Origin of the sequence: Streptomyces sp. AC512_CC834 (assembly GCF_019049325.1) — a bacterium.
Taxonomy (GTDB): Bacteria; Actinomycetota; Actinomycetes; order Streptomycetales; family Streptomycetaceae; genus Streptomyces.
This window is the reverse complement of sequence record NZ_JAGMUO010000015.1, coordinates 1-19,523: the sequence shown is the minus strand read 5'-3', so window position 1 is coordinate 19,523 and position 19,523 is coordinate 1. Positions and strand designations below refer to the sequence as shown.

At 68.9% G+C, this 19,523-nt stretch carries 17 protein-coding genes; 12 read left to right on the top strand and 5 right to left on the bottom strand.

Annotation, left to right across the window (positions count from 1 at the left end; all coding sequences use genetic code 11):
* Together rsmA and KUM40_RS06120 are read left to right on the top strand one after the other, a co-directional pair.
* Complete coding sequence (gene rsmA / locus KUM40_RS06125; RefSeq protein ID WP_217163659.1) at window positions 1-876, top strand: 16S rRNA (adenine(1518)-N(6)/adenine(1519)-N(6))-dimethyltransferase RsmA; 876 nt, start codon at window positions 1-3, stop codon at window positions 874-876.
* A gap of 14 nt (window positions 877-890) precedes the next feature.
* Window positions 891-1,787, top strand: coding sequence for a 4-(cytidine 5'-diphospho)-2-C-methyl-D-erythritol kinase (locus KUM40_RS06120; protein ID WP_217163657.1), 897 nt, complete (start codon window positions 891-893; stop codon window positions 1,785-1,787).
* A 3-nt stretch (window positions 1,788-1,790) separates the two neighbouring features.
* Here the strand turns inward: KUM40_RS06120 and KUM40_RS06115 are convergent, their stop codons facing one another.
* Complete coding sequence (locus KUM40_RS06115; RefSeq protein WP_217163655.1) at window positions 1,791-2,393, bottom strand: Uma2 family endonuclease; 603 nt, start codon at window positions 2,391-2,393, stop codon at window positions 1,791-1,793.
* Window positions 2,394-2,537: 144 nt separating this feature from the next.
* On the opposite strand from KUM40_RS06115, the gene KUM40_RS06110 reads away from it, so the two are divergent.
* The 4 genes from KUM40_RS06110 (at window position 2,538) to KUM40_RS06095 (ending at window position 9,351) form a co-directional block, all read left to right on the top strand.
* Window positions 2,538-4,355: an ABC-F family ATP-binding cassette domain-containing protein gene (locus tag KUM40_RS06110; RefSeq protein WP_217163654.1), complete on the top strand. Its 1,818-nt coding sequence runs from the start codon at window positions 2,538-2,540 to the stop codon at window positions 4,353-4,355.
* A gap of 261 nt (window positions 4,356-4,616) precedes the next feature.
* On the top strand, window positions 4,617-6,449 hold the full coding sequence (locus tag KUM40_RS06105) for a PQQ-binding-like beta-propeller repeat protein (protein ID WP_217163652.1): 1,833 nt from the start codon (window positions 4,617-4,619) through the stop codon (window positions 6,447-6,449).
* A gap of 82 nt (window positions 6,450-6,531) precedes the next feature.
* Window positions 6,532-8,415, top strand: coding sequence for a PQQ-binding-like beta-propeller repeat protein (locus KUM40_RS06100; RefSeq protein WP_217163650.1), 1,884 nt, complete (start codon window positions 6,532-6,534; stop codon window positions 8,413-8,415).
* Window positions 8,416-8,670: 255 nt separating this feature from the next.
* Window positions 8,671-9,351, top strand: a complete 681-nt coding sequence (locus KUM40_RS06095; protein ID WP_217163648.1) for a response regulator transcription factor — start codon at window positions 8,671-8,673, stop codon at window positions 9,349-9,351.
* A 167-nt stretch (window positions 9,352-9,518) separates the two neighbouring features.
* Here KUM40_RS06095 and KUM40_RS06090 read toward each other — a convergent pair whose 3' ends face one another.
* Window positions 9,519-9,830 carry a hypothetical protein gene (locus KUM40_RS06090; protein WP_217163646.1) on the bottom strand — a complete coding sequence of 104 codons (312 nt, stop codon included), beginning with the start codon at window positions 9,828-9,830 and terminating at the stop codon, window positions 9,519-9,521.
* A gap of 21 nt (window positions 9,831-9,851) precedes the next feature.
* Window positions 9,852-11,540, bottom strand: coding sequence for a sodium:solute symporter family protein (locus tag KUM40_RS06085; protein ID WP_217163644.1), 1,689 nt, complete (start codon window positions 11,538-11,540; stop codon window positions 9,852-9,854).
* Between the two features lie 219 nt (window positions 11,541-11,759).
* Between KUM40_RS06085 and galT the strand changes: the two genes are divergently transcribed.
* From galT to KUM40_RS06055, 6 genes are all read left to right on the top strand, one after another.
* Window positions 11,760-12,821, top strand: coding sequence for a galactose-1-phosphate uridylyltransferase (galT, locus tag KUM40_RS06080; RefSeq protein ID WP_217163642.1), 1,062 nt, complete (start codon window positions 11,760-11,762; stop codon window positions 12,819-12,821).
* Window positions 12,818-13,780, top strand: coding sequence for a UDP-glucose 4-epimerase GalE (galE, locus tag KUM40_RS06075; protein WP_217163639.1), 963 nt, complete (start codon window positions 12,818-12,820; stop codon window positions 13,778-13,780). The genes galT and galE overlap by 4 nt, the downstream gene beginning before the upstream one ends.
* Before the next feature lie 37 nt (window positions 13,781-13,817).
* Window positions 13,818-14,981 (top strand): galactokinase, encoded by a 1,164-nt coding sequence (gene galK / locus KUM40_RS06070; protein ID WP_217163637.1) that lies wholly within the window; start codon window positions 13,818-13,820, stop codon window positions 14,979-14,981.
* A gap of 303 nt (window positions 14,982-15,284) precedes the next feature.
* Window positions 15,285-16,181 (top strand): alpha/beta fold hydrolase, encoded by an 897-nt coding sequence (locus KUM40_RS06065; protein WP_217163636.1) that lies wholly within the window; start codon window positions 15,285-15,287, stop codon window positions 16,179-16,181.
* 227 nt (window positions 16,182-16,408) lie between these two features.
* Complete coding sequence (locus KUM40_RS06060; RefSeq protein WP_217163634.1) at window positions 16,409-17,068, top strand: hypothetical protein; 660 nt, start codon at window positions 16,409-16,411, stop codon at window positions 17,066-17,068.
* Window positions 17,056-18,117 carry a hypothetical protein gene (locus KUM40_RS06055; protein ID WP_374227347.1) on the top strand — a complete coding sequence of 354 codons (1,062 nt, stop codon included), beginning with the start codon at window positions 17,056-17,058 and terminating at the stop codon, window positions 18,115-18,117. The genes KUM40_RS06060 and KUM40_RS06055 overlap by 13 nt, the downstream gene beginning before the upstream one ends.
* Before the next feature lie 86 nt (window positions 18,118-18,203).
* Here the strand turns inward: KUM40_RS06055 and KUM40_RS06050 are convergent, their stop codons facing one another.
* The gene (locus KUM40_RS06050) at window positions 18,204-18,821 is read right to left on the bottom strand and encodes a hypothetical protein (RefSeq protein ID WP_217163632.1); all 618 of its coding nucleotides are present in this window, start codon (window positions 18,819-18,821) and stop codon (window positions 18,204-18,206) included.
* Window positions 18,818-19,438, bottom strand: a complete 621-nt coding sequence (locus KUM40_RS06045) for a hypothetical protein (RefSeq protein WP_254394646.1) — start codon at window positions 19,436-19,438, stop codon at window positions 18,818-18,820. Before KUM40_RS06045 ends, KUM40_RS06050 begins: the two co-directional genes overlap by 4 nt.
* Window positions 19,439-19,523: the final 85 nt, after the last annotated feature.

Here is a 19,523-nt window from a genome sequence, read left to right as displayed (position 1 = left end):
GTGAGCAGCCCCACCCCCGACGCCCTCCTGGGTCCCGCCGACGTCCGTGAACTCGCGGCAGTCCTCGGCGTACGCCCCACCAAGCAGCGCGGCCAGAACTTCGTCATCGACGCCAACACGGTCCGCCGTATCGTCCGCACCGCCGGGGTACGCCCCGACGACGTGGTGGTCGAGGTGGGACCGGGCCTCGGCTCGCTCACCCTGGCCCTGCTGGAGGCCGCCGACCGGGTCACCGCCGTCGAGATCGACGACGTCCTCGCCGGCGCCCTGCCCGCCACCGTCGCCGCCCGCATGCCCGAGCGCGCCGGCCGGTTCGCGCTGGTCCACTCCGACGCGATGCGGGTGACCGAGCTGCCGGGTCCCGCCCCGACCGCGCTGGTCGCCAACCTGCCGTACAACGTGGCGGTCCCCGTCCTCCTCCACATGCTCGAGACGTTCCCGAGCATCGAGCGGACCCTCGTCATGGTGCAGGCCGAGGTCGCCGACCGGCTCGCCGCCGGACCCGGCTCGAAGGTCTACGGCGTGCCCTCCGTGAAGGCGAACTGGTACGCCGAGGTCCGCCGGGCCGGCTCCATCGGCCGCAACGTCTTCTGGCCCGCGCCGAACGTCGACAGCGGGCTGGTGTCACTCGTCCGGCGGACGGAGCCGCTCGAGACGACCGCCTCCAGGCGCGAGGTCTTCGCCGTCGTCGACGCCGCGTTCGCCCAGCGCCGCAAGACCCTGCGGGCCGCGCTCGCCGGGTGGGCGGGGTCGGCCGCCGCCGCCGAGGCCGCCCTCGTCGGCGCGGGCGTGTCTCCGCAGGCGCGCGGAGAGGCACTGACCGTGGAAGAGTTCGCGCGTATCGCCGAGAGCCGTACCGCCGAGCACAAGGAGTAGGGAGTGACGAGCAAGTGAGCGTGACGGTCCGCGTCCCCGCCAAGGTCAACGTCCAGCTCGCGGTCGGCGCCGCCCGCCCCGACGGCTTCCACGACCTGGCCAACGTCTTCCTCGCCGTCTCCCTCTTCGACGAGATCACCGCGACCCCGGACGCCGACGGGCTCCGCGTCACCTGCGACGGCCCGGACGCCGGCCAGGTCCCCCTCGACCGCACCAACCTGGCGGCCCGCGCGGCCCAGGCGCTGGCCGCGAGGTACGGCCGTGAACCCGATGTCCACCTGCACATCGCCAAGGACATCCCCGTCGCCGGGGGCATGGCGGGCGGCAGCGCGGACTGCGCCGGCGCGCTGGTCGCCTGCGACGCGCTGTGGGGCACGGGAGCGTCACGGGCCGAGCTGCTGGAGATCTGCGCCGAGCTGGGCAGCGACGTGCCGTTCAGCCTGGTCGGCGGGGCGGCGCTGGGCACGGGGCGGGGGGAGCGACTGACCGGGCTGGAGGTCGGCGGCGACTTCCACTGGGTCTTCGCGCTGGCCTCGCGGGGACTGTCGACCCCGGCCGTCTTCCGCGAGTTCGACCGGCTGGGGGAGGGCCTGGACATCCCGGAACCGGTCGCCGACCAGACGGTCCTCGACGCCCTCGCCAAGGGCGACCCCGTCGCACTCGCCGTGGCCCTCACCAACGACCTCCAGCCTGCCGCGCTCTCGCTCTTCCCGGAGCTGTCCGACACCCTCGCGGCCGGACGCGCGGCGGGCGCCCTGGCCGCCCTGGTCTCGGGCTCGGGCCCGACCACAGCGTTCCTCGCCCCGGACGCCCGGTCCGCGTCCGACATCGCGGGGGTGCTGCGGGCGTCGGGGACCTGCCGTGACGTGCGTACGGCGGTGGGGGCGGTGGCGGGGGCGACGGTGGTGTGAGGGTCAGAGGTTGTCGATTGCGGTCAGGTCGATGTCGATGTCGTAGGGGACGCTGATTTTCAGGTGGTCGTGGTGGATGCCGGTGAGGGCGTATGTGCCGGTGACCTTGCCGCGCTCGTAGACGTGGACGACCGGACGGTCTTCCGCGCCCTCCATCTCGACCAGCCAGAAGTGGGGGATTCCGGCGGCGGCGTACTTGTGCGGCTTCGTGTCGCGGTCGCGGGACTCGGAGTCGGGGGAGACGACCTCGATGGCGAGGAGGACGTCGGACGCCGCGTAGCGAGTCTTCTTCCGCCCGACCGCCTCCGCGCGAAGGACGCTCACATCGGGCTCAGGGCCGTTCCGCCGGTCGAGGACGATGGTCATTTCCCGTCGCACCCGCAGCTCGGGTGGCAGTGTCGCGCGCAGACCGTAGACCAACATGTCCATCACGATGGTGTGAAAATCTCGTTGCGGACTCACGAAAACCAGGCTCCCGTCGATCAGCTCGGTGTGCGGCGGGAGATCAGGCAGCGTGAACAGGTCGTCCACGGTGTAACCGTCCTGTGGCGGCATCGGCCACTCGACGCGGCGCTTGACGGACTCGGCGGTCATGGTTCCTCCCATGGACGGGATCCTGCTGCCCACTCACCACGGTAGCCGGGCCTTTCGCATCACGTCACTACAACGAGTGACTGCCCCCGCCCGCGTCACCCCACCCCCCGGAGGGCCTACGCTTGAAGGCTGGTAGATCCCCCAGTCAGGAGAGAAATGGCCGTCAATCTGGTCAATGTCGAGAACGCCACCAAGGTGTACGGCACCCGTGCGCTTCTCGACGGCGTGTCCCTCGGCGTCTCCGAGGGGGACCGCGTCGGTGTCGTCGGCCGTAACGGCGACGGCAAGACGACCATGATCCGGATGCTGGCCAAGCTGGAGCAGCCCGACACCGGCCGCGTCACCCACTCCGGCGGGCTGCGGCTCGGCGTGCTCACCCAGCACGACTCGCTAGACCCCGGGGCCACCGTCCGCCACGAGGTCATCGGCGACCTCGCCGACCACGAGTGGGCGGGCAACGCCAAGATCAGGGACGTACTGACCGGGCTGTTCGGCGGGCTCGACATGCCGGGGTTCCCGCAGGGCCTCGACACCGTCATCGGGCCGCTCTCCGGTGGCGAGCGGCGCCGGATCGCGCTCGCCAAGCTGCTCATCGACGAACAGGACCTCGTCGTCCTGGACGAGCCCACCAACCACCTCGACGTCGAGGGCATCGCCTGGCTCGCCCGGCACCTGCGCGAGCGCCGCTCCGCGCTCGTCTGCGTGACGCACGACCGGTGGTTCCTCGACCAGGTCTGCACCCGCATGTGGGACGTGCAGCGCGGCGACGTCTACGAGTACGAGGGCGGCTACTCCGACTACGTCTTCGCCCGCGCCGAACGCGAGCGCATCGCCGCCACCGAGGAGACCAAGCGGCAGAACCTGGTCCGCAAGGAGCTGGCCTGGCTGCGGCGCGGCGCCCCCGCCCGCACCTCCAAGCCCCGCTTCCGCGTCGAGGCCGCCAACGAGCTGATCGCCGACGTGCCGGCGCCCCGGGACAGCAGCGAGCTGATGAAGTTCGCGTCGTCCAGGCTCGGCAAGACCGTGTTCGACCTGGAGGACATCACCGTCCAGGCCGGCCCCAAGGTGCTGCTCAAGCACGTCACCTGGCAGCTCGGCCCCGGCGACCGCATCGGCCTCGTCGGCGTCAACGGCGCGGGCAAGACCTCCCTGCTGCGCGCCCTCGCCGACGCCGCGACCAGCGAGGGCGAGCAGCAGCCCGTGAGCGGGCAGGTCAAGGTCGGCAGGACCGTCAAGCTGGGCTACCTCTCCCAGGAGGTCGCCGAACTCGACCCCACCTGGCGGGTGCTGGAGGCCGTCCAGCGCGTCCGTGAGCGCGTCGACCTCGGCAAGGGCCGCGAGATGACCGCCGGGCAGTTGTGCGAGACGTTCGGGTTCGCCAAGGAGAAGCAGTGGACTCCGGTCGGGGACCTGTCCGGCGGTGAGCGCAGGCGGCTCCAACTGCTGAGGCTCCTCATGGACGAGCCCAACGTCCTCTTCCTCGACGAGCCCACCAACGACCTCGACATCGAGACCCTGACCCAGCTCGAGGACGTCCTCGACGGCTGGCCCGGCTCGATGATCGTCATCTCCCACGACCGCTTCTTCGTCGAGCGCACCACCGACCGGGTCTTCGCCCTGCTCGGTGACGGCGCACTGCGGATGCTGCCGCGCGGCATCGACGAGTACCTGGAGCGGCGGCAGCGGATGGAGGAGGCCGCCGCCGCCAGTGCCCCGGCCGCGGCGACCGGGCCGGCCGCCGCCGCCGGACCCGAGAAGAGCGCCGCCGACGTGCGCGCCGCCAAGAAGGAACTCCAGAAGATCGAGCGACAGCTCGACAAGGTCTCCGAGAAGGAGACCAAGCTGCACGCGCGGATCGCCGACAACGCCACAGACTTCGCGAAGGTCGCCGAACTGGACACCGAGCTGCGCGGACTCGTGGGACAGCGCGAGGAGCTGGAGATGCGCTGGCTGGAATTGGCCGAGGACGCCTGAGCCCTCCCTGCGCGCAGAGGGCGCGGGTGGTGTAAAGAGGGCGTGAAGGCTCGTAACAGTGGCATCACGGGCCGGTCCTCCCTTGGGAACAGGGGCGGACGCGGCCCGGTGGGCGGTAGGCCCCGGGTGATAGAAAGGCCGTCCGAGGACTGTCCGAGGCTTGCCCGGGTCAGTCCGAACGACCGCCTGCAGACGACTCCGGGGCCAGCGCGTACCTCGGGGCGTGGCTAGAAATCAGTAGTAATAAGGGGGAACGCGCTGATGAGCCAGCCGCCGAATCAGCCGCCGCAGCCTGGTGGCTTCGGAGCACCGCAGGATCCACCGCCGGGAGGTTTCGGGGCCCCGACCCCACCGCCCCCGCAGGGCCCGCCCCAGACGCCGCCGCCCCCGCAGGGCCCGCCGTCCGGACCGCCGCCGCAGCAGCCGGGGTACGGCTATCCGCAGCAACCCGGTCAGCCGGGTCAGCCGGGGCAACCCGGGCCGTACGGCCAGCAGCCCGGACCGTACAACTCCGGCCCGTACGCCCAGCCCCAGCCCCAGCAGCCGGGGCCGTACGGCCAGCAGCCCGGTCAGCAGCCCGGCTACGGCTATCCGCAGCAGCAGTACCCGGGCGCGCCCGGCACCCCGCCGCCCGGCGGCTCCGGGTCCCGCAACCCCTTCAAGGGCAAGCCCGCCCTCGCCATCGGGGCGGCGGTCGCCGCCCTGCTCGTCATCGGCGGCGGCGTGTGGGCCGTCACCGCGAGCGGCGGCGACGACGGCAAGGACAAGAAGCCCGTCGCGGGCAAGAGCGACGACCCCAAGCCCTCCGGCTCCAAGGGCGGCGCCCCGGTCAACCCCGGTGACGGCAGCGGCGACGGCGGCGAGGACCCCGAGAACCTCAACGAGGGCCGCCAGGCCGGCGAGTCCAAGGTGCTCTGGTACAAGGAGGCGCCCGACGCCCCCGGTTCCGGCGCCGACGCCAACGGCATGTGGATCACCGACAAGGCGGCCGTGAAGGCGGCGTACAAGCAGGTCTTCGCCTACAACGTCGGCGACGGCAAGCCCGCCTGGGACCCGATCGCCTTCCCGGAGAAGATCTGCGCGGTCACCCCGGAGAAGACGGCCGACGACAAGATCGTCGTCGCCTACATGAGCGGCTCCAGCGACCGCGCCAAGTGCAACAAGCTCCAGGAGATCGACCTCGCCACCGGTGCGAAGGGCTGGAGCGAGGAGATCGGCGACGGCGAGCTGTTCGACTCCACGCTCTCCGTCGAGCTCTCCGTCAGCGGCAAGACCCTGATGGTCGGCCGCTCCCAGTCCGGCACCGCCTACGACGTCACCAGCGGCAAGAAGCTGTACGACAAGAAGAAGTACGGCGACGCCTGCTTCCCCGCCGGGTTCGCGGGCAGCGCGACCAAGCTCGTCCAGGTCGCCTCCTGCGGCGCCGGCGGCAACAAGGCGCACGACGAGCTCCAGGGGCTCGACCCGAAGACCGGCAAGGTCCTGTGGACCTACAAGTACGAGAAGGGCTGGCGGGTGGCCCGCGCCTACTCCGTCGACCCGCTCGTCGTCTACGCCACCAACGAGGACAAGAAGGTCTGGAACATCTCCTCCTTCACCTCCGCCGGCAAGGTCCAGGAACAGGTCGGCGTCGACGAGGACTTCGCACCCGAGTGCGGCTGGGCCATCCTCGAACGCGACCTCCAGGGCTGCTCCGGCGTCGCGGTCGCCGGGGGCACCCTCTACCTTCCGACCGAGGCGACCAGCGGCGCCAACGAGATCGTCGCGATCAACCTCGCCACCGGCAAGGAGAAGTGGCGTACGAAGTCCCCCGCGGACGAGTCGATGATGCCGATGAAGGTCGAGGGCGACCAGCTCATCGCGTACGTCCAGCCGTCCTACGACGCGGGCGGCCAGGTCGTGTCCATCGCGACCGGCGGCAGCGACCACAAGCCGGCCAAGCTGCTGCAGAACCCGCAGGGCGTCGCGGACATCGAGAACAGCTTCTACTCCAAGGACATCGACTGGGTCGACGGGCGCTTCTACATCTCCAGCACCCGGCTGACCGGAAACGACGAGTCGAAGGAGAAGTTGATGCTCGCCTACGGCAAGTGACCTCTTCTTCCGCTGCCTCCGCCGCCGCTGTTCCGCGGCTCGTTCCGTCCCCGTCGTCTCCGCTCTCCGAGGTGCTCACGTCATGACCCAGCCGCCGCCCCCGCCGCCCAACCAGCCCCCGCAGGGGGGCGGCTTCGGTCCGCCGCAGCCGCCCACGCCGCCCTCCGGGCCCGACCTCGGCAAGACTCCCGAGCCGGGCTACGGCTACCCGCAGCAGCCCGGAGGCGCCCCGCAGACGCCGCCGCAGGCACCCGCGGCTCCGCAGACGCCGCCGGCGGGTCCGCCGCCGCAGCAGCCGGGGTACGGGTATCCGCAGACGCCGCCGCAGCCCCAGCCCGGATACGGCTACCCCGGTCAGCAGCCGGGCCCGCAGCCGGGCCAGCCCGGGGCGTACGGGCAGCCGACGCCGCCCTACGGGCAGCAGCCGGGTCAGCCCGGCCAGCCCGGCTACGGCTATCAGCACCCGACCGCGCCCATGCAGCCCCAGGCCGGCGGGCCGGGCGGCGGCCGGAAGATCAACGCGCAGATGGCGATCATCGTGGCGGCCGTCGTCGCGATCGCGCTGATCATCGGCGGCGGTGTCTGGTACGCCGGTTCCTCCGACGACGGGGGCAAGGACGACACCGCCTCCAGCGGCGGCAAGGGCGGCGAGGGCGGCACGCAGGAGAAGGGCGGCGACGGCGGCAAGTCCTCCGGCGGCAAGGAGAAGGCGCCCGCCGACCCCGCCGCCAAGGTGCTCTTCCAGGTCCCCATGCCCGCGGTGAGCAAGGACGACGACAGCGTCGTCGTCTCCGGCTCGTGGCTCACCGACAAGGTGTACGCCAAGAGCGGCATCGCCGAGGTCGTCGGGTACGACCCCGACAAGGGCAGCAAGAAGTGGACGATCAAGCTGGACGGCCCCGTCTGCGCGGTCACCCGGCACGTCACCGACGACAACAAGACGGTCATCGTCCACCAGCCCGCCATGCCGACCAAGGCGGAGCCCTCGCACGGCTGCACCCAGGTCGCGGTCCTCGACCTGGACGCCGGGAAGAAGGTGTGGACGAAGACCGCCGGTGAGGGGCCGATCTCCTTCGACAACGTCACGATCAGCGGTGACACCGTCGCAGCGGGCAGCACCGACGGCGGCGTCGCCTTCGGCATCGCCAAGGGCGACATCCTCTGGTCCCCGAAGACGACCGACACCTGCTACGACGCGGGCTACGGCGGCGGCGACAAGCTGGTCGCGGTGCGCAAGTGCGGCTCGTACGACGCCCGGCAACTGCACATCCAGACCATCGACCCGAAGAGCGGGAAGGTGATCTCCGAGTACAAGATGGCCAAGGGCATCGAGTACGCGGGCGTCGTGTCGACGAACCCGCTGGTCGTGGCCGCCGACGTCGGTGACTCCGCCGGTGACGGCAGCGGCATCTCGGACTTCTTCTCCATCGACAACAAGACCGGCAAGCTGCTCAACCGCATCTCGGCGCCGGGCGAGAAGTTCGCGGCCCGCTGCGACACCATCACCAAGATCGAGAGCTGCAAGGGACTCGCGGTCGGCAACGACAAGCTCTACATCCCGACCGAGGAGCACGAGGGCAGCGGCGAGTCCTACAGCCGGACCAACGAGGTCGTCGCCTTCGACCTCACCACCGGCAAGCAGACCGGGCAGCGCGCGGACGCCGGCGAGGGCTACACGATCACCCCGCTGCGCATGGACGGCGGCAACGTGATCGCCTACAAGCGCCCGCCGTACGACAAGGGCGGCCAGATCGTGAGCATCGACGGCGGGACGTTCAAGCAGACCACGCTGCTGGAGAACCCGGCGACCGACGCGGTGCGGGACGTCGAGTCCAGCATGTCCCCGGACTACTCCGAGATCCTCTACTCGCAGGGGCACCTGTACATGTCGCAGGTGTACGCCAGCGAGCCGACCAGCGCGGACGAGAAGGAGTACCTGGCGATCGGGTTCGGCACCAGCGGCTGACGCCGTCCGTACGCCGTCCCGTACGCATTCCGCTCGCCGTCGTTTCGTGGGTGTCCGTCGCGGCCCCGTCCCTCGTTCTTCCGTTCGAGGGGCGGGGCCGTTTCGTGGGGTGCGGCGGGGGTGTATTGCGGGGGATTTCGGCGATCCGGGGCGGTTCTCGCCGGTAGGGGCAGCGCGAGGTCCGGCTAGCGTGTAGCTTCCGGGTTCATGCCGGGGGCATGCATGCCGGGTACTGGGTGACTGGGGGGTTGCTCCATGGGAGTACGGCTCATGGTGGTCGACGATCACCGACTGCACGCCGAGGCGTTGGCCTCGGCGCTGAAGCTGAGGGGGCACCGGGTGCTGGCCGCGGCGGCGCCGGCCGCGGGGGCGGCGGAGCTGGTGATCAGCCGGGCGCCGGAGGTGTGCCTGCTGGGGACGGCGGCGCCGGCCGAGCCGGGGATCTTCGACCCGGTGGCGCGGGTCAAGCGGGAGCGTCCGCAGGTGGCGGTGCTGGTGCTGGGGCCCGTGCCGAGCCCCCGCGGGATCGCGGCGGCGTTCGCGGCGGGGGCGTCGGGGTATGTCCGGCACGACGAGCGCATAGAGGGCGTCGAGCGGGCGATCATGAAGGCGCGGGCCGGGGAGGCGGCGGTGGCGCCCGCGTTGCTGCAGGGGGCGTTCGGCGAGCTGCTGAACCCGGCTGCCCAGCCCGACGACGAGGGGCAGCGGCTGTTGCAGATGCTCACGCCGCGCGAGGTGGAGGTGCTGGTGCGGGTCGCGGACGGTGAGGACACGCGGCTGATCGCGGCCGGGATGGGAATCGCTCCGTCGACGGCGCGTACGCATGTCCAGCGCGTGCTGATGAAGCTGGGCGTGGGGTCCCGGCTGGAGGCGGCGGCGCTGGCCGCGCGGACGGGGCTGCTGGACCGGGCGGGTACGGAGGCCGCCGGCGGTTGAGCGGGTGGCTGCGGGCAGTCGTGCCTCCCCCAGTGCCTGAACGGCCTGGGAGGTACCCCCAGGGCGGCGCCCGTCCCAAAGAGAGCGGCGCCCCGCTACGCCGGGCTGCGCACCCGCCCCCCGCCCACTCCTGACGCCGGACCAGTCGCCGGCGTCAGGAGGACCCGTCACTCCTTCGGGGCGGTCTCCTCCAGCGGTGGCGGCGGCGGAGCCGTGGGCCGGAGCTTCAGCCAGGCCAGGAAGAAGAGGCCGAGGACCAGCATGGCCAGGCCGGTCCACAGGTTGATGTTCACCCCCTGCGCCTTGTCGATGTCGTCGTCGGACGCCACGAAGCCCGCGATCGTCACGATGACGCCGTAGACCACGAAAAGACCGCCGATGATCCGCCGGATGTCGAAGAGACGCGCGGCGGTGACGGACTTGGTCTCCAGCTCGGAGACCTCGTCCTGGAGGTTCTTGTCGGAGTAGGAATCAGACATGTTCTCTCAATCCTCCCGCGATCAGAACGAGAACGGGATGTAGCAGGCGGCGGCCAGTACGACCGCGCCCCAGCCCAGCAGCGCCGGCTTGCGGTACCACGCGTCGTCGCCCTTGGCGGGCGGCTCCGTCATGCCGGGGGAGGTGGTGCCGTAGACCAGGCCCTGGAGGTCGGCGGTGGGCTTCGGTGCGGTGAACAGGGACACGGCGACCATGACCACCGCGCCGGCGACGAAGCCCGCGATCGCGGAGACGAAGTTGGCGCCCTGGTCGGAGGGGATGTCGATGATGCCCTGCTTGTAGATGACGAAGTAGTTGACCATCGCGGCGGTCGTGCCCGCGACCAGGCCCCAGAAGCCGGACTTCATGGACGCCCGCTTCCAGAACATGCCGATGATGAAGACCACGAACATCGGGACGTTGAAGAAGGAGAAGAGCGTCTGGAGGTAGCTCATGATGTTGGAGAACGAGGAGGCCAGGAACGCCGTGCCGATGGAGGCGAGGACGCCGATCACCGTGATCATGCGGCCGAAGCGGACGTAGTAGCCGTCCTCGCGGTCCTTCACGACGTACTTCGCCCAGATGTCGGTGGTGAAGACCGTGTTGAAGGAGGAGATGTTGGCCGCCATGCCGGCCATGAACGCGGCCAGCAGGCCGGTCACCGCGATGCCGAGCACACCGTTGGGCAGCAGTTGCTGCATGAGGTACGGGATGGCGTCGTTGTACTGGAGGTCCGAGCCGGGCGTGCCGATCTTCGGGACCAGGACGGCGGCGACCAGGCCGGGGATCATCACCACGAAGACGATGAAGATCTTCGGGAAGGCGGCGATGAGGGGGGTGCGCTGGGCCGCCGAGAGGTTCTTCGCGGACAGGGCGCGCTGCACTTCGGCGAAGTTCGTCGTCCAGTAGCCGAAGGACAGGACGAAGCCCAGGCCCAGGACGATGGTCAGCCAGTTGGCGCCCAGCGGGTTCTCGCTGCCGATGCCCGTACCGCCCCACGCCGTCATGAAGTCGGAGCCGTGGGACTGGGAGAGGGAGTCGGACAGGCCGTCCCAGCCGCCGACCTTCTTCAGGCCCAGGATGGTGACCGGGATGAGGCCGGCCAGGATGACGAAGAACTGGAGGACCTCGTTGTAGATGGCCGAGGAGAGGCCTCCGAGGGTGATGTACGCCAGGACGAAGAAGCCGGCCACCACGATGGCCACCCACTCCGGCCAGCCGAGGAGCGCCTCGACGACGATCGCGAGGGCGTAGAGGTTCACGCCCGCGATCAGGATGGCGGCGACGGCGAACAGGGCCGAACTCAGCAGGTGCGAGGCCTTGTCGAAGCGGAGCAGGAGGAACTCCGGGACCGAGCGGACCTTCGAGCCGTAGTAGAACGGCATCATCACCAGGCCCAGGAAGACCATCGCGGGGATGGCGCCGATCCAGTACCAGTGGGTCGTGTAGACGCCGTACTGGGCGCTGTTGGCGGCCATGCCGAGGATCTCGGTGGCGCCGAGGTTGGCCGCGACGAAGGCGAGGCCGGTGACCCAGGCGGGCAGCGAGCGGCCGGACAGGAAGAAGTCCAGGCTGGTCTTGACGGAGCGGCGGGCGGCGAAGCCGATGCCCAGGACGACCACGAAGTAGATCCCGAGGATCGTGTAGTCGAGCCAGTTGGTGGGGAGTCGAAGCTCTGCGGCCAGGTATGTGGAGCTTGTGGGGGTTTGCATTAAGCACTCGCTTCGTTCGCGAACTGATCCGGAGCGGAACCTACGCCTCCGCGTTCAGTAATTGAACACTTTTGGTGATGAACTTTGTTTGATTGTGATGAACGACGAGCCGTGGTGGGTTGTGATGTGTTATGTTTGATTGTGTTGGGTGATTGATTGACGGTTGTCCCTTGGTGGTTGGCCTTGGTGGTTGCCTTGGTGGTGCAGAGGAGTGCGGCAGTGAAGAAGACCTCGACCCGGCTGGCCGACGGTCGTGAGCTCGTCTACTACGACCTGCGCGACGACACCGTGCGGGACGCCGTGGACCGCCGCCCGCTGGAGCGGACCGTCACCACCTCCGAGGTCCGCCGCGACCCGCTGCTCGGCGACCGTGTCGCCATCGCCTCGCACCGGCAGGGCCGCACCTACCACCCGCCGGCCGACCAGTGCCCGCTGTGCCCCTCGCAGGGCGAGCGGCTGAGCGAGATCCCGGACTCGTCGTACGACGTGGTGGTCTTCGAGAACCGTTTCCCCTCGCTGGCCGGCGACTCGGGCCGCTGCGAGGTCGTCTGCTTCACCTCCGACCACGACGCCTCGTTCGCCGACCTGAGCGAGGAGCAGGCCCGGCTCGTGCTCGACACCTGGACGGACCGCACCGCCGAGCTGTCCCATCTGCCCTCCGTTGAACAGGTGTTCTGCTTCGAGAACCGGGGTCCCGAGATCGGAGTGACGCTGGGTCACCCGCACGGGCAGATCTACGCCTACCCGTTCACCACCCCCCGCACCGCCCTGATGCTCCGTTCACTCGCCGCCCACAAGGACGCGACGGGCGGGGAGAACCTGTTCGACGCCGTCCTGGATGAGGAACTGGCCGGTGAGCGGATCGTCCTCGAGGGTGAACACTGGGCCGCCTTCGTGCCGTACGCCGCGCACTGGCCCTACGAGGTGCACCTCTACCCCAAGCGGCGCGTCCCCGACCTGCTCGGTCTTGACGAGGCGGCGCGCACAGAGTTTCCCCAGATCTATCTGGAACTGTTGAGACGCTTCGACCGGATCTTCGGCGAGGGGGAGCCTCCGACGCCCTACATCGCGGCCTGGCACCAGGCCCCGTTCGGGCAGTTGGAGGAGTTCGAGGGCGTGACGCGGGACGACTTCGCGCTGCACCTGGAGCTTTTCACCATCCGCCGTACGTCCGGCAAGCTGAAGTTCCTCGCGGGCTCCGAGTCCGGCATGAACGTGTTCATCAACGACGTGCCCCCGGAGCGCGCGGCCGAGCGACTGCGAGAGGTAGCGAGTTCATGAGCGGGAAGTACCTGGTGACGGGCGGGGCCGGATACGTCGGCAGCGTCGTCGCCCAGCATCTGGTGGAGGCCGGCCACGAGGTCGTCGTCCTCGACAACCTCTCGACCGGTTTCCGCGAGGGCGTGCCCGCCGGTGCCTCGTTCATCGAGGGCGACATCCGCGACGCCGCCAAATGGCTGGACGCCTCGTTCGACGGAGTCCTGCACTTCGCGGCCTTCTCCCAGGTCGGCGAGTCGGTCGTCAAGCCCGAGAAGTACTGGGACAACAACGTCGGCGGCACCATGGCCCTGCTCGAGGCCATGCGCACGGCGGGCGTCCGCCGGCTCGTCTTCTCCTCCACGGCCGCCACCTACGGCGAGCCGGAGGAGATCCCGATCGTCGAGAGCGCGCCGACGAAGCCGACGAACCCGTACGGCGCCTCGAAGCTCGCCGTCGACCACATGATCACCGGTGAGGCGGCCGCCCACGGACTGGGCGCGGTCTCCCTGCGGTACTTCAACGTCGCGGGCGCGTACGGGGAGTACGGCGAGCGCCACGACCCCGAGTCGCACCTGATCCCGCTGGTCCTCCAGGTTGCACAGGGCAGGCGCGAGGCCATCTCCGTCTTCGGCGACGACTACCCGACGCCGGACGGCACCTGCGTGCGCGACTACATCCACGTCGCCGACCTGGCCGACGCCCACCTGCTCGCCCTGGCCGCGGCCCGGCCCGGCGAACACCTCATCTGCAACCTGGGCAACGGCAACGGCTTCTCGGTCCGCGAGGTCGTCGAAACCGTCCGCGGGGTGACGGGGCATCCGATCCCCGAGGCCGTGGCCCCCCGGCGCGGCGGCGACCCGGCGGTCCTGGTGGCATCGGCGGACACCGCCCGCGAGAAACTGGGCTGGAACCCGTCCCGCGCGGACCTCGCGGGGATCGTCGCGGACGCGTGGGAGTTCGCGCAGCGGCGCGCGGGCTGAAACTTGCGGAGTTACCGGAAGGGTGAGGGGCCAAGGCATGGGTGAGGCTGTCGTGGGGACCGTCGGCGAGCGGTTCCGGGAGCTGTACGGGGCGGACCCCGAGGGGGTGTGGGCGGCGCCGGGCCGGGTCAACCTCATCGGCGAGCACACCGACTACAACGACGGCTTCGTCATGCCGTTCGCCCTGCCGCACACGGCCCTCGCGGCCGTATCCCGGCGTACCGACGGCATCCTGCGGCTGCACTCGGCCGACATCGCCGCCGACCCGGTCGAGCTGCGCGTCGCCGACCTGACGCCCGGCTCGGACAAGGCCTGGACCGCGTACCCCTCGGGTGTCGTCTGGGCGCTGCGCGAGGCGGGCCACGAGCTGACCGGCGCCGACGTGCACCTGGCCTCGACGGTCCCGTCGGGCGCGGGGCTCTCCTCCTCGGCGGCCCTGGAGGTCGTCGTGGCGCTGGCGTTGAACGACCTGTACGCCCTCGGCCTGCGCGGCTGGCAGCTCGCCCGCCTGTGCCAGCGCGCGGAGAACGTCTACGTCGGCGCCCCCGTCGGCATCATGGACCAGACCGCGTCCGCCTGCTGCGAGGCGGGCCACGCCCTCTTCCTCGACACCCGCGACCTCTCCCAGCAGCAGATCCCCTTCGACCTCGCCGCCGAGGGCATGCGCCTGCTCGTCGTCGACACCCGGGTCAAGCACTCCCACAGCGAGGGCGAGTACGGCAAGCGCCGCGCCGGCTGCGAGAAGGGCGCCGCGCTGCTCGGCGTCGACGCGCTGCGCGACGTGCCCTACGCCGACCTGGACGCGGCACTGGAACGGCTCGGCGACGAGGAGGAGGTGCGCCGACTGGTACGGCACGTCGTCACGGAGGACGAGCGCGTCGAGCGGGTGGTGGGGCTCCTGAAGTCCGGCGACACCCGCGCCATCGGCCCCGTCCTCGTCGAGGGCCACGTCTCCCTGCGCGACGACTTCCGCATCTCCTGCGCCGAGCTGGACCTGGTCGTCGACACCGCCCTGGCCACCGGCGCCCTCGGCGCCCGCATGACCGGCGGCGGCTTCGGCGGCTCGGCGATCGTCCTGGCCGAGGCGGCCGACGTGGACACCGTCACCAAGGCGGTCGAGGACGCCTTCACGGCGGCCGGCCTCAAGACCCCGCGCGTGTTCGAGGCGGTGCCTTCGGCGGGGGCGCGCCGGGTGGGGTGACGTCCGGGCGGACGGTTTCGACGGACGACGCGGCAGGTGAACTCCCACCTGCCGCGTCGTCCGTTGTTGTCCCCCGGGGGAGCTACGCGCAGGTGTCCACCGAGGGGTGACGATCCGGGGGCGCCGGATCCATAGAGTCTTCATCAGTCGCCGGGAACGAGTCGCCGGGAACGACAGGCCGACTGAGCAAGACCCGAGAAGGACCCGAGCAAGACCCGAGAAGGACCCGAGCAAGACCTGAGCAAGCCCCCCAACCCCCGAGTAGCCGATCCGTACCCCACCCTTGCCTGCTGGAGGCCCCCCATGTTCCGCACCTTCGCCAAGGCGATCGCCGCCATCGCCGTCGTCTGCACCGTGGCCGGCGCGGGCCTCGTCCTCAACGAGGAGTTCGGCAAGGACGACTCCGACAGCAACAGCAAGGACAAGGCCTCGGCGGGAGCCTCCTTCACCGGCACGAAGAAGATCCAGGTCGACGGCCACTCGGTCAACGTCTCCTGCTCCGGCCGCACCCACCGTGGCGAGCCCCTGGTGATGCTGATGCCCGGCGCCGGCGAGGGCCTGGACAACATGGCCGCGCTCCAGAAGTCCGTCGCGAAGACCTCCCGCGTCTGCTCCTACGACCGCCTCGGCGAGGGCAAGAGCGACAAGCCCGCCCCGGACACCCTGCAGACCGCCAACGACACCGACGTCCTGCTCACCAAGGTCCTCGACCACCTGGCCGGCGACCGCCCCGTCGTCCTGGTCGGCCACTCCATGGGCGGCTACATCGCCGCCCGCTACACCCCCGACCACACCGACCGCGTCAAGGGCCTGGTCCTCCTCGACGCCACCATCCCCCACCTCACCCGCGACATGAACCGCACCATCCCCGCCGACGTCACCGGCCCGGCCGCCCAGGCCCGCGACGGTGCCATCGCCGGCAACGAGGGCCAGAACGCGGAGAGGTTCGTCATCGCCGACGGTCCCGTCCACTCCGCCGGAGACATCCCCGTGGAGATCCTCAAGCACGAGTCCCAGTACGGCGCGGTCCCCGAGTACGGCCCCGCCCTGGAGGAGATGTGGACCAAGGGCCAGAACGAGTGGCTCAAGATCTCCACCGCCAGCAAGCTCACCACGGCCAAGGGCAGCGGCCACTACATCCACACCGACCGCCCCGACCTCACCCTCAAGGCCGTCCAGAAGGTCACCCAGCAGCTCTGACGCCCGCCCCGCCTCCGTCAGCCCCACCCCGCACACCGGCCCCGGGCCGTGGCTTCCCCCGCCACGGCCCGGGGTCTTTGCCGTTCCGCCTTTGGTCACCGGGTCGACCTCCCGGCCCAATTGATCCCTGCCGGGCGGGACTGACGTAAACCCACCTGGTGTCACTCGGAGCCCGGTCGATAGCGTTGGCACTCTCGTGCGAACCCTCGCCCCACCGGGAGCCATCCGTGAACCGCCGTCCAACCCTGATCGCCGCCACGCTGACTGCCGTCGCGGCCCTGTCGCTGTCCGCCTGCGGGGGCGGTGACGACACATCAGAGGGCAATGACAAGATTGCGGGTGCAGACACGGGCGGTGACTCCGCGGCGTCGGCTTCGCCGAGCGTCAGCGCATCGGACAGTGCCAAACGCCCGACAATCGAACTGCCATCGGATGTCAAGGACGTCTTCACACCGGAGAAGACCGGGAATCCGGTTGAGGACGCAATTCTGAGGGACAACGCGGAGCTTGTCCGTGCGCTCGACGCGGCGATTGTTGCTCAGGACCCGCACCTTCCCGCTCTGGAATTCTACACGGAGGGGGAGGGTGCTGTTGCTGCTGAGAAATGGGTCCAGGGTTTCAAGGATGCGGGTTGGACGATTACGGGAACCACCAGGTACTTCGACCGTGCAGTGAAGGTAAACTCCGAGACCAGTGCGGCGATCGGCTACTGCGCTGACGAGAGCAAAGCCCACAGCAAGGTGATCAAGACCGGTGAACTCAAGGGCACGAAGGTAACCAAGGACAGCTACGTGGCCTACAACATTGAAGTCGCCAAGAATAAGGTTGGGGTCTGGGAGCTGGTAGAGATTACGTCAACTCGCGGCGCTACTGGGTGCCAGCCGTGACCCGGCTTCTCCGTCCGGCCGCTGTGGCCGTCGCGGCAGGTTCGATGTTGCTGTGCTTGTCGCCCAGCGCATTCGCCGACAAGACCAATCCTGGAGAGGGCTCCTTTGGCGGGTCTGGTTCGGAGACAGATACGAGTGCCTCGGGCGGACGCGTCGACGAAACGATCAAGTCTGGAGTCAGCAGCGTCATCGTTTTCGACCGCTCGAAAAATGGGGGTGGCGAGTCCACTGGTGGTGTCACATCGACGACATCCTGGACGCCTCCTGCTTGCTACTACGCGCCGAAGCACACACCCAAGGAACTTGACGCGCAGATGCGACAGGTGTGGATGAGTAGTGCACCCAGCCCCGAGTGGGCCCTGAAAACCCAGAACTACTTCGTCAACGGGAAGCCTTACAAGGACTTCAACAAAGACAAGGAGGGAAAGGGCTACTGGTGGGACGCGTACGTCACAGAAGGCAGAGAGGAGGACCCGGCAGCCCGGGACTGTAACGAACTTCCCTTCTGGGTGGATGAGGGCGACGAGCCGCCAACTGATATTCCACAGGTCATATCACCCGAGATGCTCGCCCAGCTTGCGTATGCCGAGATTCGGGTGCCGTCTACCGAAGTCGAGCTTGCCCCCGCAGACACCACGAAGGTAAACCTGCCGACTTGGGCATGGCTGGACACTGCCGAGTTCAAGCCAGTCTCCGTCACCGCCTCTGTCCCGCTCCTCGGACTCAGTGCGACGACTAGGGCAGAGCCCGTATCACTGAAAATCACTCCGGGCACGGACGACGCGGTCACCTTCCCCGCTTCTGGGCAATGCGAGATCCGGGACGGGCAGATTGGCGAACCGTATACCAAAGGGAAGGCCGACGAGACCCCGCCATGCGGGGTGAAGTACCTGCGTTCTTCAGGTGACGGCTCGTACAACCTCCAGGCCACCGTCACTTGGAAGATCAGCTGGACGAGTACGATCGGTGCGGGCGGTGATCTGCCCGACGGTGAATTCGGTGCGGACCAGGATGTCGTGGTCCAGGAGATCCAGGCTGTTAACCGCTAGTGTGTGGTGATTCGGTTCGTGTCGACTGATCAGCGGGCACCTCTCTGCGCCCTCCACGCCCCCATCACCGACCGGTGGATTCAGACTCAAGGTATGAAGATGGCCAAGGAACGGGCCAATTCCTCCACATCGTCAGCGGCATTGAGGATACGAGCGACGTCTTCAGTCCCCGTCCAAATCACGACGTCTGCCTCGTGCTCTTTCACCTGCCATGCGTAACGGACACAGGCAGCGAGGTGTGGGGAGTCTTCTTGAATGACGTATCGGAACGTTGTCATGCCCTCCCCTAGATAACGGGAGACGAAGGATTTCACGACAGGTGGTTCGACGGCTGTGGTGTCGTCGGCCTCCGTGAGGACGCGCAGAGTCGTCTCGCGTGACTCTTGGGCTGGGCCAATGGCCGCACACACGGGTAGTGGGATATCCGTCGGGTGGTCGAGATGCAGAAATAGCCAGTGATCCGAGCCGGGAGGGCACAACGACTCGGCACAGCGCGCCAGTGTTTCTCCGACGAAGGCAACCCCACTGGACCCGGGAGACATCTGCCTGTCCGCCCACAGATCCTCGGCCCGTTCCAGACACCAACCATGGATGTCGTTCCACTCCTCAAAAGGGGCGGATATCCCCGCTCGCGGAGGAATGATCACCCACGGGTAGGCATCAACATATTCGATGTCGATGATCGGCCAGAATATCTCACTCACACATGCCTCCACCGAAATGTGGCCATGACCGCGTCGAACCACTGCACGAGAGCTTCCGCCAATTCGTCCCTCGGATCTCCTCCGCCAACGGTTGAGAACGCTGCAATGAACCATCGGTCGGGATCTCCTGGAACGGAGACCATGTATTCGACGCGACGAGAACCAGATGGTGCTCCTCGGTCGGGTGCTGCGGCGGCGACGTTTTCTCGTCGGACAGCAAGGGCGCCGTCCACCTCGCCGGAACTGAGGTCGCCGTCCTCTGTACCATCGTTGGTCAGCAACTGAACGGCTACCTCGCTGGGTGGGGTGCGGGGTCCTCCCGTGTTTCGCGTGGGCAATACGGTCTCGGTGACGAGGATCGAAGCGCCGAGGTTGAATTCCTCGTCCCCCACGGGTTTTACCGGAAGATACAGGTCGAGAGCATTTCGCTCCTGGGCGCCTGCGACAGCTTTGCGGAACCGCCGAGCCAGCTCTTGCTTGTATGGGCCGATCTTGTCTGGAGGAGCATCAGCAGGGATGCGTGCGTACGCCTGGTGCAAAATCTCCTCGACAGCTTCCTCCGTGCCCTGACGCAGAGGGATCTGTGCCCATTGGGAAGGGAGAAGAGCAATAGTCAAGAGTTGTGGATGGGTTGGATTTGCAGCTCAGTTGTTGCCCGGCTGCGCGAGGTTCGTTCTGGCGGCGTTGCGGATCCGCTTGGTG

Bases quoted from the DNA above. Each gene is read 5' to 3' on its own strand.
- KUM40_RS06105 (WP_217163652.1), top strand. From the start codon at position 4,617: ATGAGCCAGCCGCCGAATCAGCCGCCGCAGCCTGGTGGCTTCGGAGCA.
- KUM40_RS06085 (WP_217163644.1), bottom strand. From the start codon at position 11,540: ATGCAAACCCCCACAAGCTCCACATACCTGGCCGCAGAGCTTCGACTC.
- KUM40_RS06100 (WP_217163650.1), top strand. From the start codon at position 6,532: ATGACCCAGCCGCCGCCCCCGCCGCCCAACCAGCCCCCGCAGGGGGGC.
- KUM40_RS06110 (WP_217163654.1), top strand. From the start codon at position 2,538: ATGGCCGTCAATCTGGTCAATGTCGAGAACGCCACCAAGGTGTACGGC.
- galK (WP_217163637.1), top strand. From the start codon at position 13,818: ATGGGTGAGGCTGTCGTGGGGACCGTCGGCGAGCGGTTCCGGGAGCTG.
- KUM40_RS06065 (WP_217163636.1), top strand. From the start codon at position 15,285: ATGTTCCGCACCTTCGCCAAGGCGATCGCCGCCATCGCCGTCGTCTGC.
- KUM40_RS06115 (WP_217163655.1), bottom strand. From the start codon at position 2,393: ATGGGAGGAACCATGACCGCCGAGTCCGTCAAGCGCCGCGTCGAGTGG.
- galE (WP_217163639.1), top strand. From the start codon at position 12,818: ATGAGCGGGAAGTACCTGGTGACGGGCGGGGCCGGATACGTCGGCAGC.
- KUM40_RS06095 (WP_217163648.1), top strand. From the start codon at position 8,671: ATGGGAGTACGGCTCATGGTGGTCGACGATCACCGACTGCACGCCGAG.
- KUM40_RS06090 (WP_217163646.1), bottom strand. From the start codon at position 9,830: ATGTCTGATTCCTACTCCGACAAGAACCTCCAGGACGAGGTCTCCGAG.